The organism is Curtobacterium sp. VKM Ac-2884 (assembly GCF_015350945.1).
GTDB lineage: Bacteria > Actinomycetota > Actinomycetes > Actinomycetales > Microbacteriaceae > Curtobacterium.
This window is the reverse complement of sequence record NZ_JADKSA010000005.1, coordinates 346636-361980: the sequence shown is the minus strand read 5'-3', so window position 1 is coordinate 361980 and position 15345 is coordinate 346636. Positions and strand designations below refer to the sequence as shown.

Annotated in this window: 15 protein-coding genes and 1 pseudogene; 7 read left to right on the top strand and 9 right to left on the bottom strand. The window is 73.0% G+C overall.

Annotation, left to right across the window (positions count from 1 at the left end; genetic code table 11):
- Positions 1–43: 43 nt before the first annotated feature.
- From ITJ60_RS19450 to glp, 6 genes and pseudogenes are all read right to left on the bottom strand, one after another.
- A pseudogene (locus ITJ60_RS19450) lies at positions 44–410 on the bottom strand (ATP-binding cassette domain-containing protein); the annotation flags it as partial.
- Between the two features lie 539 nt (positions 411–949).
- Positions 950–1348: a PLDc N-terminal domain-containing protein gene (locus tag ITJ60_RS15535; RefSeq protein ID WP_131846979.1), complete on the bottom strand. Its 399-nt coding sequence runs from the start codon at positions 1346–1348 to the stop codon at positions 950–952.
- Between the two features lie 83 nt (positions 1349–1431).
- Positions 1432–1881 carry a molybdenum cofactor biosynthesis protein MoaE gene (locus ITJ60_RS18995; RefSeq protein ID WP_228510432.1) on the bottom strand — a complete coding sequence of 150 codons (450 nt, stop codon included), beginning with the start codon at positions 1879–1881 and terminating at the stop codon, positions 1432–1434.
- Positions 1878–2390 (bottom strand): molybdopterin-binding protein, encoded by a 513-nt coding sequence (locus tag ITJ60_RS18990; RefSeq protein ID WP_228510429.1) that lies wholly within the window; start codon positions 2388–2390, stop codon positions 1878–1880. Before ITJ60_RS18990 ends, ITJ60_RS18995 begins: the two co-directional genes overlap by 4 nt.
- Entirely contained in the window at positions 2387–2815 is a 429-nt protein-coding gene (gene moaC / locus ITJ60_RS15525) for a cyclic pyranopterin monophosphate synthase MoaC (protein ID WP_267238221.1), read from the bottom strand. The genes ITJ60_RS18990 and moaC overlap by 4 nt, the downstream gene beginning before the upstream one ends.
- 119 nt (positions 2816–2934) lie before the next feature.
- Positions 2935–4161 carry a gephyrin-like molybdotransferase Glp gene (gene glp, locus ITJ60_RS15520; RefSeq protein ID WP_194648571.1) on the bottom strand — a complete coding sequence of 409 codons (1227 nt, stop codon included), beginning with the start codon at positions 4159–4161 and terminating at the stop codon, positions 2935–2937.
- 105 nt (positions 4162–4266) lie between these two features.
- Here glp and ITJ60_RS15515 point away from each other — a divergent pair, with 105 nt between their 5' ends.
- From ITJ60_RS15515 to pgm, 7 genes are all read left to right on the top strand, one after another.
- Positions 4267–5202, top strand: coding sequence for an MTAP family purine nucleoside phosphorylase (locus ITJ60_RS15515; RefSeq protein WP_194648570.1), 936 nt, complete (start codon positions 4267–4269; stop codon positions 5200–5202).
- Positions 5199–6269, top strand: coding sequence for an NAD-dependent epimerase/dehydratase family protein (locus tag ITJ60_RS15510; RefSeq protein WP_194648569.1), 1071 nt, complete (start codon positions 5199–5201; stop codon positions 6267–6269). Before ITJ60_RS15515 ends, ITJ60_RS15510 begins: the two co-directional genes overlap by 4 nt.
- A gap of 391 nt (positions 6270–6660) precedes the next feature.
- A complete protein-coding gene (locus tag ITJ60_RS15505; protein ID WP_323749195.1) occupies positions 6661–7446 on the top strand; it encodes a glycosyltransferase family 2 protein in 786 nt (261 codons plus the stop codon).
- The gene (locus ITJ60_RS15500; RefSeq protein ID WP_194648568.1) at positions 7443–8075 is read left to right on the top strand and encodes a TIGR04282 family arsenosugar biosynthesis glycosyltransferase; all 633 of its coding nucleotides are present in this window, start codon (positions 7443–7445) and stop codon (positions 8073–8075) included. The genes ITJ60_RS15505 and ITJ60_RS15500 overlap by 4 nt, the downstream gene beginning before the upstream one ends.
- On the top strand, positions 8072–8734 hold the full coding sequence (locus ITJ60_RS15495; protein WP_123293702.1) for a class I SAM-dependent DNA methyltransferase: 663 nt from the start codon (positions 8072–8074) through the stop codon (positions 8732–8734). The genes ITJ60_RS15500 and ITJ60_RS15495 overlap by 4 nt, the downstream gene beginning before the upstream one ends.
- Before the next feature lie 59 nt (positions 8735–8793).
- The gene (locus ITJ60_RS15490; protein WP_194648567.1) at positions 8794–9039 is read left to right on the top strand and encodes a hypothetical protein; all 246 of its coding nucleotides are present in this window, start codon (positions 8794–8796) and stop codon (positions 9037–9039) included.
- 104 nt (positions 9040–9143) lie between these two features.
- Positions 9144–10763, top strand: coding sequence for a phosphoglucomutase (alpha-D-glucose-1,6-bisphosphate-dependent) (pgm, locus tag ITJ60_RS15485; protein ID WP_194648566.1), 1620 nt, complete (start codon positions 9144–9146; stop codon positions 10761–10763).
- Positions 10764–10802: 39 nt separating this feature from the next.
- Here pgm and ITJ60_RS15480 read toward each other — a convergent pair whose 3' ends face one another.
- Genes ITJ60_RS15480 through ITJ60_RS15470 form a run of 3 tightly spaced genes read right to left on the bottom strand, consistent with a single transcriptional unit; the run spans position 10803 to position 15282 of the window.
- The gene (locus tag ITJ60_RS15480) at positions 10803–12077 is read right to left on the bottom strand and encodes a glycoside hydrolase family 125 protein (RefSeq protein ID WP_323749194.1); all 1275 of its coding nucleotides are present in this window, start codon (positions 12075–12077) and stop codon (positions 10803–10805) included.
- Positions 12074–14431 carry a beta-glucosidase gene (locus tag ITJ60_RS15475; RefSeq protein ID WP_194648564.1) on the bottom strand — a complete coding sequence of 786 codons (2358 nt, stop codon included), beginning with the start codon at positions 14429–14431 and terminating at the stop codon, positions 12074–12076. The genes ITJ60_RS15480 and ITJ60_RS15475 overlap by 4 nt, the downstream gene beginning before the upstream one ends.
- Positions 14428–15282 (bottom strand): carbohydrate ABC transporter permease, encoded by an 855-nt coding sequence (locus tag ITJ60_RS15470; protein WP_123293697.1) that lies wholly within the window; start codon positions 15280–15282, stop codon positions 14428–14430. The genes ITJ60_RS15475 and ITJ60_RS15470 overlap by 4 nt, the downstream gene beginning before the upstream one ends.
- Positions 15283–15345: the final 63 nt, after the last annotated feature.

Below are 15345 nucleotides of genomic sequence, written 5' to 3'. Positions count from 1 at the left end.
GACGACCAGCGACGGTTGATGTGCTCGGCGAGCCACTGGATGCCCTCGACGTCGAGGTGGTTCGTGGGCTCGTCGAGGAACAGGACGTCCCAGTCACCGACGAGCAGCCGCGCGAGTGCCACGCGGCGGCGCTGGCCACCGGACAGTTCGTCGACGCTGACGTCCCACGGGATGTCCGACACGAGGCCGCCGATGACGTCGCGGATCTTCGGGTCACCAGCCCACTCGTGCTCTTCGAGGTCGCCGACGACGGTGCTGCCGACGGTCGCGCCCTGGGGCAGGATGTCGCGCTGGTCCAGGTAGCCGACGGTCAGCCCGCGGCGGTGCGTGACACGGCCGTCGTCGGGTTCGAGGCGCTGGGACAGCAGCGCGAGGAGGGTCGACTTGCCGTCGCCGTTGCGTCCGACCACGCCGATCCGGTCCCCCTCGTCGATGCCGAGGGTGACGTTGTCGAAGACGACCTTGGTGGGGAACTCGAGATGCAGGTTCTCGGCGCCGAGGAGATGAGCCACGCGTCAAGGGTAGGCGGCGTGGCGGGGTGGTCGGTGCGGGCGGCCGGTGCGGGGCGGTGATTCGGGTCGTGGGGCCGGGGCGGGGTCGGTCGCACGGTGCGGGCTTCGGCAGGTGGTGCGAGGTTGACCGCTCGGTGCGAGGTTGTAGCGGCGCACGGAGTGGGCAACCTCGCACCAGCCGACAGACCGCGCACGGTGCGTCGGCGCGTCGGCCTGGAGGCGCGGGTCAGCTCGGTCGCACGGTGCGGGCTTCTTCAAGTGGTGCGAGGTTGACCGCTCGGTGCGAGGTTGTAGCGGCGCACGGAGCGCACAACCTCGCACCAGCCGACCGACCGCGCACGGTGCGACGGCGCGTCGGTGCGACGGCGCGTCGGCGCATCGGCCTGGAGGCGCGGGTCAGCTCACCGGGGCCGGTTCGGCTCCGGCAGTCGGGCACGTCAGCTCGCGGGAGCGGCGTCGCCCTCGCCGGCGGCTTCCTTCGCGCGCTTCAGGCGAGCCTGCGCCTCCCAGTACTCGATCTCGCGCTCGAGTTCGGCGAGCTCCTGCTCCGTGCCGCTGATGCGCTTGGCGCCGTGGGCGTTCCGGGCATCGCCGAGGGTGGCGTACCGGTCCTCGTGACGGGCGGGTTCGATGTAGCGGCCGTGGTTCCGCTCGCCCGGGGCCCAGTCGTGGCCGATGGCGAACCACACGATGCTGCCGACGACGGGGACCAGGATCACGAGGATCACCCACGCGATCTTCGGGAGTCCGCGGATCTGGTCGTCGTTCTTGGTCAGGATGTCGATCAGGGCGAAGACCAGCAGGATGACGGTGATCCCGGGCAGCAAGACGCTCATGTTCGCGATTCTATGGATCCGCTTGGAGTCTCACCATGCCCCGAACGAGCGTCGCAGTTGCGAAGTCGCACAGGGTCGGCGTCCTACAACGCCGCGACCCACTCGTCCGTGCCGTCGGTGAACCGCTGGTGCTTCCAGATCGGCACCCGCTCCTTCACCAGGTCGACCAGCTCCCCGCACGCTGCGAACGCCTGCGCGCGGTGCGACGACGCCACCGCCGCGGCGAGCGCGACGTCCCCGATGCCGAGCGACCCGACGCGGTGCAGCACGGCGATCCGGACATCGGGGTGGGCGTCGGCGACGGTGCGGGCGACCTCGGCGATGACGTCGCCGGCGCTGGGGTGCCGCTCGTAGTCGAGCGCGGTGACGCCCTTGCCGCCGTCATGGTCGCGGACGACGCCGGCGAAGGTGACGACGGCGCCGTCCTGGTCGGTGGCGACGACGGCGGAGACCTCGTCGACGGTGATCCCCCGGTCGACGACGTCAGCGAGGACGACGCGCGCACCCGGGGCCGGCGCCGACACCGCGGTCATGACGCGCTCCGGGGCGCGTGGCCCTCGCCGTGCACCTGCGCGAGCACGTGCTCGAGCAATCCGTCGAGCACGGCCAGTCCGTCCGCCACCCCGCCGCGCGACCCGGGCAGCGTGACGATCAGGGATCCGCCGGTGCTGATGCCGGCGATGCCGCGGCTCAGCAGTGCGGTCGGACCTGCCCCCGCGAGCCCGCGACGACGGACCTCTTCGAGGACACCCGGCAGCTCCAGGTCGATGAGGGGTGCGACGGCCTCGGGTGTCCGGTCGGTCGGGGTGACGCCGGTGCCCCCGGTCGTGATGACGATCCGGGCCCCGGCCAGCAGTTCGGCGGTCACGGTCTCGGTGATCGCCCCGCCGTCGGGGACGATCACGGGCTCGGCGACGGTGCAGTCCCGCTCGCGCAGCCACCCCGCGATGACGGGCCCGGTGCGGTCGAGTGCCGGATCGACGGCGGCCTGCGTGGACACCACCACGACGGCGGCACGGCCCCTGGTCGGCTGCGAGGTCATCGGTTGCTCCAGTCCCCGGACCGACCACCGTGCTTCTCGAGCACTCGGACGTCCGTGATCGAGGCCGCCCGGTCGACGGCCTTCACCATGTCGTACACGGTCAGCGCGGCGACGCTCGCGCCGGTCAGCGCTTCCATCTCGACGCCGGTGCGCGAGGTCGTGCGGACCGAGACCTCGATCACCACGCGGTCGTCGTCACCGGTGATGTCGACCTGCACCCCGGCGATGGGGAGCGGGTGGCAGAGCGGGATGAGGTCGGAGGTCTTCTTCACGGCCATGATCGCGGCGATGCGGGCGGTGCCGATGACCTCGCCCTTCGGCAGGGAGCCGTCGAGGATGCGGGCGACGACGTCGGGGCGGGTGACGAGCGTGGCGGTGGCGGTCGCCGAGCGGTCGGTGACGTCCTTCGCGGACACGTCGACCATGTGCGCGGACCCGTCGGCACGCACGTGCGACAGCTCGGCCGCGTCGGACGGATCGGCCTGCTCGGACGGTCTCGACTGATCGGACGGACCCGACTGATCGGACGTGGCGACGGGTTCGGTCATCGGAGGCTCCAGACGGTCAGGACGTCACCGGGTTCGACGGCGTCGACCCCCACCGGGACGTGGACGAGGTGTGTGGCGGCGGCGTAGTGCGCGAGCAGGTGGGAACTCGGTCCACCCACGAAGTGGACGACCCCGTCGGCCACCCGGCCACGCCGCACCTGGTGCTTGCCTCCCGGTGACTGCGCAGCCGAAGCAGCGGGCAGGTGCAGCTCGGGGCGGTCGGCCGGCAGCCCGACGAGGGGTGCGAGCAGCGGACGGAGGAAGACCTCGAACGAGACGAGCGCCGACACCGGGTTGCCGGGGAACGACACCACCGGCACCGGTCGACCGGCGAGCTCCACGCTGCCGAACGCCTGCGGCCCGCCGGGCTGCATCGCGACCGGGGTGACGGCGAGCCCGCGGGGTTCGAGTGCCTGCCGCACGACCTCGTACGCGCCCGCACTGATCCCCCCGGTGGTGAGCACGAGGTCGGCCCACTCCCCCACGGCGTCGTCGAGCGCGGTGACGAACGCGTCGACGTCGTCGGGGACCCGGACCGCGCGGGACGAAGCACCGACCTCGGCGAGCGCCGCCTGCAGCGCGATGCCGTTCGCGTCGCCGATCGTCGCCGCGTCGGTGTCGGCGCCCTGCAGTTCGGACCCGGTCGAGACCACGAGCACCCGCAGGGGTCGACGGACCTGCACGGTGGCCACTCCGGCGGACGCGAGCGCGCCGAGCAGGGCTGGGGTGATCGGCGCACCGGTCGGAGCGATGGACGCGCCGAGGGCCAGGTCGCTGCCGGTCGCCCGCACGAAGGTGCCCGGCACGAGGTCAGCGGGCACCGTGACGTGCCCCAGGTCGAGCGCAGCGGGGAAGGACCCCGGCGACGTGGCCTCCACCGGGAAGACGGCATCGGCGCCGTCAGGGATCCGCGCGCCGGTCATGATCGGTGCCGCTGTGCCGGCAGAGAGCGGTGCGGGGACGACCCCGGCGGGGATGGGCGCGACGACCCGGACGTCCTGCCCGGCATCGGCCACCCGGACCGCGAAGCCGTCCATCTGGCTGTTGTCGAAGGGCGGCAACGGGACCGGTGCGGCAACGGGTGCAGCGAGCACGCGGTGCCCGTGACCGGCACGGCCGTCGCCGGCCAGGTCGTCGACCCGCCACGACGCGGCGCCGAGGCCCGCCAGGACCGGCGCGAGCAGCGCCGCCAGGTCGTCGCGGTGCTGACCGATCGTTCGCACAGGTGCCTCCGAACAGGGATGGTGTCGCCGCTCCCGGTTCGTCCGGGGCCGGCGTCAGTAGCGTATCCAGCGCGCAGACCGCGCCGACGACCTTTCGGAGGACCTGTGGAGAACGACGAAGCCGTGACGATCGGTGTCATCGGGGGCTCCGGCCTCTACCAGCTGTTCGAGGAGGGGACCGCCGAGGAGCTGGACGTGCCGACGCCGTTCGGTCCGACGTCGAGCCCGATCAGCATCGGCACGATGTCCGGACGTCGGGTCGCCTTCCTCACCCGGCACGGTCGTGAGCACTCCGTCGCCCCGCACCGCATCAACCACCGCGCGAACCTGTGGGCGCTCCGCTCCCTGGGCGTCCGCGCGATCGTGTCCTCGAGCGCCGTCGGTGGTCTGCACCCCGACTACGCCCCGGGCACCTTCGTCGTGACCGACCAGCTCATCGACCGCACCTTCGGCCGCGCGGACACGTTCTTCGAGGACGACGTCCAGCACCTGTCGTTCGCCGACCCGTTCGACCCGACGCTGCGGCGCGCGGCCGTCGACGCGATCGCCGCACTCGACGTGCCGTTCCGTCCGACCGGCACGTGCGTCGTCATCCAGGGCCCCCGGTTCTCGACGCGCGCCGAGTCCGTCTGGCTGCGCGAGGCCGGCGGCCACACCATCAACATGACGATGACCCCCGAGGTCCCGCTCGCCGCCGAGCTCGGCATCGCGACGGTCAACCTGTCGTTCGTCACGGACGCCGACGCCGGCCTGGCCCCGACCGAGGACGAAGCCGCCGCAGCGGCCGCCGACGCGGCCACGGCGGACGCGGCCGACACAGCCGACGACGCCGGCGCACCCGTCACCCACGCCCTCGTGATGGAGCGTCTCGCCCGCGCCAACGAGGTGATCGTCCGCGCCATCGGCGGGATCGTCGGCGCGATCCCCGCCGACTTCACGCCGCGCGAACTCGTCCCGGCGAGCGCCAGCGCCAGCATCGTGCAGACCCAGCCCACCGCCGCCAGCACGGGTCCCACCACCACCGCGGGCACCACCGCATGACCCGCCTGCTCGTCACCGGCGGCGCCGGCTTCATCGGCTCCGCGATCGTCCGCCGCGCGCTGGCCGACGGCCACGAGGTCCGCGTCCTCGACTCCCTGCGCGACGACGTCCACGGCGATCCCGGCGAGGTCGTGCGCGCCCACCAGCAGCAGGGCATCGAGTTCGTGCACGGCGACGTCCGTGACCGGGTCTCGCTCGACGCCGCGCTCGACGGGGTCGACGTCGTCTGCCACCAGGCCGCCAAGGTCGGCCTGGGCGTCGACTTCCAGGACGCCCCTGACTACGTCTCGTCGAACGACGCCGGCACCGCGTACGTCCTCGCCGGCATGGACCGGCACGAGATCGGCCGACTCGTCGTCGCGAGCTCGATGGTCGTCTACGGCGAGGGCGCGTACACGACGTCCGACGGCGAGCCCGTCCGGCCGCCGGCCCGCCGCCGCGAAGACCTCGACGCCGGTCGCTTCGACCCGATCGGCGCGGCCGGCCACCCCCTGCTGCCCGGTCTGATCGACGAGTCCGCCGCGCTCGACCCCCGGAACGTGTACGCGCAGACGAAGGTCGCGCAGGAGCACCTGGCCTCGAGCTGGGCGCGCGCGACGGGCGGCCGGGCGATCGCGCTCCGCTACCACAACGTCTACGGACCCGGCATGCCCGCGAACACCCCCTACGCCGGTGTCGCGTCACTGTTCCGCTCGGCGCTGGCCCGCGGCGAGGCCCCGCGCGTCTTCGAGGACGGCGCCCAGCGCCGCGACTTCGTGCACGTCGACGACGTCGCCGGAGCGAACGCCGCCTCGATCGCCGCGACCGCCGACCTGCCCGCCGACTCGTTCCGCGCGTACAACGTCGGCTCCGGCGTCGTGCACACGATCGGCGACATGGCCGCGGCGATCGCAGGCCCTGACGGTCCGCAGCCGGTCGTCACGGGCGAGTACCGCCTGGGCGACGTCCGGCACGTCACGGCGAGTTCTGATCGCATCGCCGACGAGCTCGGCTGGCGCGCCGAGGTCGACTTCGTGGCAGGCATGCGCGACTTCGCGACCGCTCCCCTGCGCAGCGCCGTCCGCTAGCCGGAACGCGTGAGCGGGTCGCTCGCCGCGAGCGACGCCTGAGAACGCGACCAGCCACCGGACGGGAGGCCCGTGGCGGCCGCGCCCGCGCCTCCCGTCCGCAGTCCCCGCCCCACGGCCGCGCTGGACGCCGTCGTCGCTGCAGCACGCCCCCTGGTGCGCGAGACGCCGCCGGATCCGGCGGCGTCTCGACGACACGACGGCGTCCTGCGACACCCCGACGCGCGACACGCGCGCATCCTGTCCCCCGTTCTGGGGACCAGGCGTGCGCCGAGCACGCGAAACGACCAGGACCCGGCAGTTTCCTGTACCCCGACGTGCGTCGTCGTGTTACGTCGAGTGCATGACAGGACAGACCCGTCGATCTGACGACCGGCACCGAATGACGGACATGAGTGTCGACGTCATCCTCCCGTGCCTCGACGAGGCCGATGCCCTGCCGAAGGTGATCGCTCGCCTCCCGGAGGGCTACCGCGCGATCGTGGTGGACAACGGCTCGACCGACGGTTCCGCCGACGTCGCCCGCGCCCACGGCGCCCTCGTCGTCACGGAACCGGTGAAGGGCTTCGGCTCCGCCTGCGCCGCGGGCGTCGCGGCCGCCACCGCCGACTTCGTCGCCTTCTGCGACGCGGACGCCTCGATGGACCCCGCCGAACTGCCGCCGCTCGTCGACCGGGTCGCGAGCGGCCGCGTCGACCTGGCGCTCGGACGACGTGTCCCGACGAGCAAGGGCGCGTGGGCGCCGCACGCCCGGTTCGCGAACCGCGTGCTCGCCGTCCTCATGCACCGTGCGACCGGCTACCGCCTGCGCGACCTCGGCCCGATGCGCGTCATGCGCCGCGAGGACCTCGTCGCCCTGGACCTGCAGGACCGCCGCAGCGGGTACCCGCTCGAGATGGTCCTGGCCGCGCACGCGGCCGGCTGGCGCGTCGACGAGTCCGACATCGGCTACGCGCAGCGCATCGGCGACAGCAAGGTGACCGGGACGCTCCGCGGCACGGTCAACGCGGTCCGCGACATGACCCGCCTGCTGCGCGCGTACCGCCGGGAGGCCCGTGTCCGGGTCGTCGCACCGGCGTCCGTCCGCCACGTGGCCGGCTCCACCGCCGCGACCGGTTCGGCGGCACGGCCCGACTCCGCACCCGTCCCCGCCTCGGTCGAGGGGACGCGCGCATGACCGCCGGCATCACCGTGGCCGTGGTCGCGAAGGAGTGCCTGCCCGGCAAGGTGAAGACCCGGCTGACCCCGGCGCTCTCCCCCGAGGGTGCCGCCCGCGTGGCGTCCGCGAGCCTCGCCGACACCCTGTCGACCGTCCGTGCCCTGCCCGCCGAGCGCCGCGTGCTGTTCTTCGACGGCGACGTCGTCCCGGAGTCGGCCGAGGGCTTCGACGTCCTCCACCAGCCGGGCGGCGGGCTCGACGAGCGCCTCGGGTTCCTGTTCGACGCGATCGACGGCCCGTTGCTGCTCGTCGGGATGGACACCCCGCAGGTGTCCGCCGACGCGCTCGCCCCGGTGTTCGACCAACCCGAGCGCGGCGCGTGGTTCGGTCCCGCAGAGGACGGCGGCTTCTGGTCGCTGTACCTGCAGGCCCCGACCGGTGACCTGCTGCGCGGCGTCCCGATGTCGCAGGACGACACCGGCGCCGTCCAGCTCGCCCGCTTGACCGACGCCGGCCTCGACGTCGGGCTGCTCGGCGAACTGCTCGACGTCGACACGATGCCCGACGCCGAACGCGTTGCCGAACTCGCGCCGGACTCCGGCTTCACCCAGGCACTCCGTGCCGAGACCGCGGGGAGTCTCCGATGACCATGCACGCACCCGTCTCCTTCGGCGCCGGCGGCGGCGAGCCGTACGCCCGGGCCCTGCGCTCGGACGGACGGCTCCGGCTGACCGACCCGGACCGCCCCGACGTCGTCACGACGATGGACGTCGGCCGGTGGAGCGCCGCGGCCGACCGGGTCGACCGCTCGCTGCTCGACGACGCCGACGGCCCCGTGATCGACATCGGGTGCGGCCCCGGGCGGATGCTCGTCGCCGCCCGCAACCGCGGCATCCCCGCACTCGGCGTGGACGTCTCCGCCGAGGCCGTGGCGATCGCGCAGCGGTCCGGTGGCACAGCGATCCAGGGATCAGTGTTCGACGCGGTCCCCGACGAGGGGCACTGGGACACCGCCCTGGTCATCGACGGCAACATCGGCATCGGCGGCGACCCCGCTGCGCTGCTCGAGCGCTGCGGCGAGATCGTCCGCGCCGGTGGCCGGGTCATCGTCGAGACGAACCCGGACCCCCTCGCCGATCGCGTCTACACCGCCCGCGTGGTGGACGCCGACGGCCACGAGAGCGCCGGGTTCCCCTGGGCCGAGGTCGGACTCGACGCGCTGCACCGGCACGCGGCGGACGCCGGGCTCGTGGCGCGGCAGAGCTGGACGGTCGCGGGCCGGAGCTTCTGCGAGCTGATGGCCTGATCACGCACGTTCGTGCACTTGTTTTGCATCATGCAAGACAGTCACGTACGGTCGAGCGCATGACGAACAGCACCTTCCCGCTCGGCGGCACCTTCGTGTCCGGACTCCGCAGCCGTGACGAGCGCGGGTCCTTCACCGGCACCCGCACCACCGACTCGGTCGGCACGTACACGGGCGCACCGATCACCGGGCGCCTCGGGCGCTTCACCGACGTGCAGCGTTCGCGTCCCGGCACCTGGACCGCCTCCACCCGCACGGCCACCGGCTCGTTCCGCACGGCGACCGGCTCCTTCCGCACCGCCTGAGCCGTGCCGTCGCCCCGGTCGGCGGACACGGCTCCGGCCGCGCTCTGCGGCCCGGGCTGTGCGCCGGCCGGACGCGTCCGGGTGCGCGATGCCAGGATGGACGCATGAACGACCGCGCCGGCACCCCCGCGACCGCAGACGACCTCGTCGACATCGACGCACTCGTCGCCGCCTACTACGACCGTGTGCCCGATGTCTCCGTCGCCGAGCAGCAGGTCGTGTTCGGCACGTCCGGGCACCGTGGCTCCTCGCTCGACTCCGCCTTCAACGACACCCACATCGCCGCGATCACGCAGGCGATCGTCGAGTACCGGCAGTCGCAGGGCACCGACGGCCCGCTCTTCATCGGACGCGACACCCACGCCCTGTCCGGCCCCGCCGAGCGCACCGCGCTCGAGGTTCTCGCCGCCAACGGCGTGCACGTCCTGGCCGACAGCGACAACGGCTACGTGCCGACCCCGGCCTTGAGCCACGCGATCATCCGCTACAACCGTGCCGGCAACCCCGACACGGCGGACGGCATCGTCATCACGCCGAGCCACAACCCGCCCCGCGACGGCGGCTTCAAGTACAACCCGCCGCACGGCGGCCCCGCCGACAGCGACGCCACGAGCTGGATCGCCAACCGAGCGAACGCGATCATCGAGGGCGGTAACGCCGATGTGCAGCGCACCGAGCACGCCACCCCCGACCGCTACGACTTCCTGCACACCTACGTCGCCGACCTCGAGAACATCATCGACATCGCCGCGATCAAGCGTGCCGGGGTGAAGATCGGCGCCGACCCGCTCGGTGGCGCATCGCTGCCGTACTGGAACCTCATCCGCGACCACTACGGGCTCGACCTGACCGTCGTGAACCCGGACGTCGACCCGACCTGGTCGTTCATGACGCTCGACTGGGACGGCAAGATCCGGATGGACCCGTCGAGCCCCTCGGCCATGGCATCGGTCCTGGCGCACAAGGACGAGTTCGACGTCCTGACGGGCAACGACGCCGACTCCGACCGGCACGGCATCGTCACGCCCGACGGCGGCCTGATGAACCCGAACCACTACCTCGCCGTCGCGATCGAGTACCTCTACGCACACCGTCCGGCCTGGCGCGACGACGCGGCCATCGGCAAGACCCTGGTGTCGTCGAGCATCATCGACCGCGTCGCAGAGTCGCTCGGGCGTCGCCTCTGGGGGGTCCCGGTCGGCTTCAAGTGGTTCGTGCCCGGCCTGATCGACGGGTCCGTCGCGTTCGGTGGCGAGGAGTCGGCGGGTGCGTCGTTCCTGCGCACCGACGGCACCGCGTGGACGACCGACAAGGACGGCATCATCCTGGCGCTCCTGGCGTCCGAGATCGTCGCCGTCACTGGCAAGACCCCCTCGCAGCTGTACGTCGAGCTGACCGAGCGCTTCGGCGACCCGGTCTACCAGCGCGTCGACGCCGCGGCCTCGAAGGAGCAGAAGGCACGCCTGTCGAAGCTCGACGGCGACGCCATCACCGCCGAGACCCTGGCGGGCGACCCGATCACCGCGAAGCTGTCGAAGGCGCCGGGCAACGACGCGGCCGTCGGCGGCGTCAAGGTCGTCACCGACAACGCCTGGTTCGCCGCACGACCGTCCGGCACCGAGGACGTCTACAAGATCTACGCCGAGAGCTTCGTCGGACAGGAGCACCTGGAGCAGGTGCAGCGCGAGGCCAAGGAGATCGTGGACGCCGCACTCGGCGCCTAGTCGACCACCCGCAGGACCCGCACTGGCGGCGGTCGAGGATCAGTCCTCGGCCGCCGCCAGTGCCAGTTCGCAGAACATCGCGTCGGCCCACGAGAACCACGGGCGCGAGAACTGCGCCGGGTCCTCGACGTCGAACGACTCGTGCATGTCGCCGGTCCCGCCGTCGGTCGCCACGAGCACGTCGAGCAGCTCCCGGCGACGCGCCGGCGACCCGGACACGAGCCCCTCGACCGCCAGGGCGATCGGCCACACCCGCTGCGGCAACGTGTGCGGGCTGCCGACGCCGGCCGCCGCGGTGCCGCTGAACCAGTACGGGTTCGCCGGTGACAGCACGAAGTCCCGCGTCGCCGCCCACACCGAGTGGTCGAGCACCGACGGCGCGGACAACGGCAGGGACAGCAGCGACGGGGTGTTCGCGTCGTCCATGCACAGCACGCCGCCCAGCCCGTCGACCTCGTAGGCGTAGACGTCCTCGCCCGCCGGCCCGGGCACGACGCCGTGCTGCCGGACACCGTCCTGGATGCTCGCGCGCAGCACGTCGGCGTCGTCCGCCAGACCGGTGTCGGACCAGACGTCCCGCGCGATCGCGGCGACGGCGAGCAGCGCCTCGGCGGCGAACAGGTTCGCGGGCACGTTGTAGCCGTACGTGCAGGCGTCGTCCGACGGGCGGAACCCGCACCACGTCATGCCCGTCACCGCGACCGGGGTGCCGCGGCCGTCGCGCTCGAGGGTCTCGGTCGGGATGGCCCCATCGCGCACGAACCGGTAGGCCGAGGCGTCGTGGTCCTGTTCGGCCCGCCACTGCGCCACGATCGTGCGGAACACCCGATGGGCCCGCTCGTCGAGCACCGCGGTCGACCCAGTCGTCCGCCACAGCGCGTGCGCGAAGGTCACCGGGTAGGCCAGGCTGTCGACCTCGTACTTCTGCTCCCACACCAGCGGGTCGGCGTTGCGGTCGTCGGCGTCGTAGTGCGCGCCGTTCGGTTCGCGGTTGAACGAGTTGGCGTACGGGTCGTGCTCGATCAGCCGGAACTGCCGCCGCACGACCGCCCAGAGCAGCTCCGCGAGCGCCGGGTCCTCCGCCACGAACCGCAGGTACGGGGTCATCTGCGTCGTCGAGTCGCGGAGCCACATCGCCGGGATGTCCCCCGTGATCACGAAGGCGCCGTCGTCGTCGAGCGAGATCGTGTCCCGCAGCGTGCGGACCAGCGCGCGCTCCACGCGGTCGCCGACCTCGGTGCCGACCGCGGCCCGGACCCGGTCGGCGGCAGCCACCAGCGTCGGCGTGATCTCCTCGAGCTGCGTCTGCGTCACGACACCCATCGCACTGACTCCTGTCCGTCGGTGACGCGGACGGTCCGCGTCGACCCGGGTGGATCGAGCACGTCGTCCGTCCAGCAGTCGAGTTCGAGCGGCCGTGCACCGAGCCGGAGACCAGCGTCCCACGTGCCGAGCGCATCGAGTCCGAGCGCGTACGCGGTGTCGACGGTCCCGCCGGCGGGCACGTCGACCGTCACCAGGGCGAGCAGTCGCCGTCGCCGCGGACGGACACCGGGTTCACGCCGCCGCCCCCACAGGGGCGCCGAGACCCGACGGTGCGCGTCCGACGTGTTGCGCAACGTCACCGGGACGGTCACCGTCCCCCCGGCCAGGAGGCGCACAACAGTCACCGCGTCGCTCCCCTCCGCCAGACGGACGTCCACCCCGCCACCCGGCCCGGGTGCACCGGTCACGGTCGAGCGGCTGGCCACGTCGACGTAGCCGCGTGCCGTCTCGAGGCGCTCGTCGTGCGCCACGGGCAGGACACCGTCGGCGCCGGGCCACGTCGCGGGGAGTCGCCCCTCGGCCGGGGCACCGAACAGCACGTCCGCGACGGCTCGACCACCGGAGGGCCCCGGGAACGGCACGACCAGCACGCTGTCCGCCAGGGCGAGCACCTCGGTCAGGACCCGCGGTCGACCGTCGACGACGACCGCGACGACCGGCAGACCGCTCTCGCGGGCGGCGCGGAGCACGTCGAGCTGCGCCTCGGGCACGGCGATCGAGGCCAGGTCGACCCCCTCGCCGTTCGTGGTGTCCGGTGCCGGACCGCTGACGGCGCCGTTGTCCTCGAAGCCGTCGTCGTACGCGCGGCGGCTCGAGCCACCGAGCACCACCACGGCCACGTCGGCGCCGAGGAGTGCCGTGCGGACTGCGAGGAGCCCGTCGGGGCCCGGCAGGGGCTGTCGGAGCCCGCTGCCCCGGGCGGTGCGGATCCGGGCGGGGCCGAGCCGGTCCTCCAGGGCGGAGCGGACGGTGGACGCACCGGGGTCGTCGGGCGGCCGCGGAGGTGAGTAGTCGCCGAGCAGGGCGTCGACGTCGTCGGCGTTCGGGCCGACCACGGCGACGACGGCGTCGGGTGCGATCGCGGGCAGCGCTCCGCCCAGGGCGACCACGGCGCGGCGGGCGGCACGCTCGGCGAGCGCGACGGTCGCGCGCTCCGGTGGCGCGGCGTTCTCGACCGGGCCTGGTGCGGGTGCAGGTGCAGGTGCAGGTGCGGGTGTCGCTGGTGGTGCTGTGGGTGTCGCGAGCAGGCCGACGCGGCGCTTGAGGGCGAGCACCCGGTCCACCGCGCGGTCCAGGTCGTCGGTGCTGACCAGACCCCGGTCCAGTGCCTCGTCGAGGTGCGTGTACGCCTCGTCCCACAGGCTCAGGTCGACCCCGGCACGGAGTGCGAGCGCCGCCGCCGAGGCCGGGTCGGGGGTGACGTCGCGCAGCCGGTCGATGGCGGTGCCGTCGGCCATCACGAGCCCGTCCCAGCCCCAGGTGTCGCGGATCGTGGTGGTGAGCAGGTCGCGGTTGCCGCAGCACGGCACCCCGTCGACGTCGTTGTACGCCGCCATGAACCCCGCGACGTGTTCGCGTGCCGCGGCGAGCGCCGGCGGCAGGTGCACCTCGGCGAGCTCGCGGCGGCCGATCGGGGCACCGGAGCCGTTCCGGCCGCCGATGCCGGCGCCCTGTCCGGCCAGGTGCTTCGCGACGACCGCGACGTGTCGGTCGTCGATCGGGCCCGGGCCGCCGCCCTGCATCCCCCGGACGGTGGCGGCGACCATGATCGCGGTGAGCGCGGCGTCCTCCGACCAGCACTCCTCGCTCCGACCCCACCGGGGGTCGCGCAGGACGTCGAGCCCGGAGACGAGGGCGACGTGGGTACCGCGGGCGCGGACCTCGGCGGCGATCGCGGCCGCGAGGTCCTCGACGAGCTGCTCGTCCATCGCGGCCCCGAGCGCGAGGTTCACGGGCACCGTCGTGCCGCCGAGGGCCTGCAGCCCGTGCGGGACCTCTTCCACGAAGAGCGTGGGGACGCCGCCGTCGCTGTGGGCGACGACGTGGTCCTGCACGGCGGCGTAGGCCTCGGCGGAGCGTTCGGGCGGGATGCCGTTGCCCCAGTGCACGCCGGACCAGGGATCGGCGCGGAGCACACCGTAGACCGCGCCGATCCCGCCCCACCGGTCGACCTCGGCGCGCAGGACGTCGGTGATCCGCGGGCGGCCGTCGACCCAGCGGACGGCCTCCCAGCCCTTCAGACGCTGGTTGAGCTGGCCGATGCGGGCGCGGACGTCGAGGCTGGTCGCGGTCGGGTGCTCGGCCGGGTGCTCGGTCGGGTGCTCGGTCGGGTGGCCGGTCATCCCTTGATCGCTCCGGAGACCAGGGCGCGCTGCATCTGGCGCTGCAGGATCGAGTACACGAGGTACACCGGCAGCAGCGTGAACAGCGTGCCGGCCATGAGCATCCCGTAGTCGGTGCCGGCGTCGACCTTCAGCGTCGGGAGCGCCACCTGGATCGTCCGCTGCGCGGTGTCCGGCCCGATGAGCACCAGCGCGTACAGGTACTCGTTCCAGAACGACAGGAAGTTCAGCAGCAGCACCGTGGCGATGCCCGGGATGCAGATCGGCAGGTACACCTGGCGCATCACCTGCCACGCCGAGGCGCCGTCCATCGATGCAGCCTCCTCCAGCTCGCGCGGGATCGTCCGCATGAACTGCGTCAGGATCACGACGGCCAGGGGCATCGCGGTCGCCGGCAGCAGGAGCACGAGGAACGTCCGGGTGTGGAACAGCCCCATCCCGGCGGCGAGCAGGAACGTCGGGAACAGCGCCGCGAACGACGGGATGAGGAACCCGAGCGAGAACAGTCCCTCGACGATCCGTCCGGCGCGGCCGGTGGCCCGGGCGAGGGCGAACGACGCCGGCAGCGCGAGGACGAGGGTCAGCACGAGGGCCGCCACCGTCGTGATCGCCGAGTTCGCGATGGCCGGTCCGAGCGAGGCCTGGCGGATCGCCTCGGTGAAGTTCGACAAGTCCCACGACGCGGGCAGCGCCAACGGGGACTCGAAGATGCCGTCGTTGTCCTTGAACGACGACACCACGAAGTAGTAGAAGGGCAGGATCAGCAGAGCAGCGTAGATCCACGCCACGGTGCCGCTCGTGATGGAGCCGATCCGGTCACGCAGCCGGATGCCGGCGGTGGGCTTCGCCAAGGTGGTCTCCCGGGGTCTGTCGGTCAGGGGCGGTCGGTCAGGGGCGCCAAGGTCAGTGGCGTC

Coding starts and splice junctions, on each gene's coding strand:
- ITJ60_RS15535 (WP_131846979.1), bottom strand. CDS start 1,348: ATGAGCGTCTTGCTGCCCGGGATCACCGTCATCCTGCTGGTCTTCGCC.
- ITJ60_RS18995 (WP_228510432.1), bottom strand. CDS start 1,881: ATGACCGCGGTGTCGGCGCCGGCCCCGGGTGCGCGCGTCGTCCTCGCT.
- ITJ60_RS18990 (WP_228510429.1), bottom strand. CDS start 2,390: ATGACCTCGCAGCCGACCAGGGGCCGTGCCGCCGTCGTGGTGGTGTCC.
- moaC (WP_267238221.1), bottom strand. CDS start 2,815: ATGGTCGACGTGTCCGCGAAGGACGTCACCGACCGCTCGGCGACCGCC.
- ITJ60_RS15510 (WP_194648569.1), top strand. CDS start 5,199: ATGACCCGCCTGCTCGTCACCGGCGGCGCCGGCTTCATCGGCTCCGCG.
- ITJ60_RS15505 (WP_323749195.1), top strand. CDS start 6,661: ATGAGTGTCGACGTCATCCTCCCGTGCCTCGACGAGGCCGATGCCCTG.
- ITJ60_RS15500 (WP_194648568.1), top strand. CDS start 7,443: ATGACCGCCGGCATCACCGTGGCCGTGGTCGCGAAGGAGTGCCTGCCC.
- ITJ60_RS15495 (WP_123293702.1), top strand. CDS start 8,072: ATGACCATGCACGCACCCGTCTCCTTCGGCGCCGGCGGCGGCGAGCCG.
- ITJ60_RS15490 (WP_194648567.1), top strand. CDS start 8,794: ATGACGAACAGCACCTTCCCGCTCGGCGGCACCTTCGTGTCCGGACTC.
- pgm (WP_194648566.1), top strand. CDS start 9,144: ATGAACGACCGCGCCGGCACCCCCGCGACCGCAGACGACCTCGTCGAC.
- ITJ60_RS15475 (WP_194648564.1), bottom strand. CDS start 14,431: ATGACCGGCCACCCGACCGAGCACCCGACCGAGCACCCGGCCGAGCAC.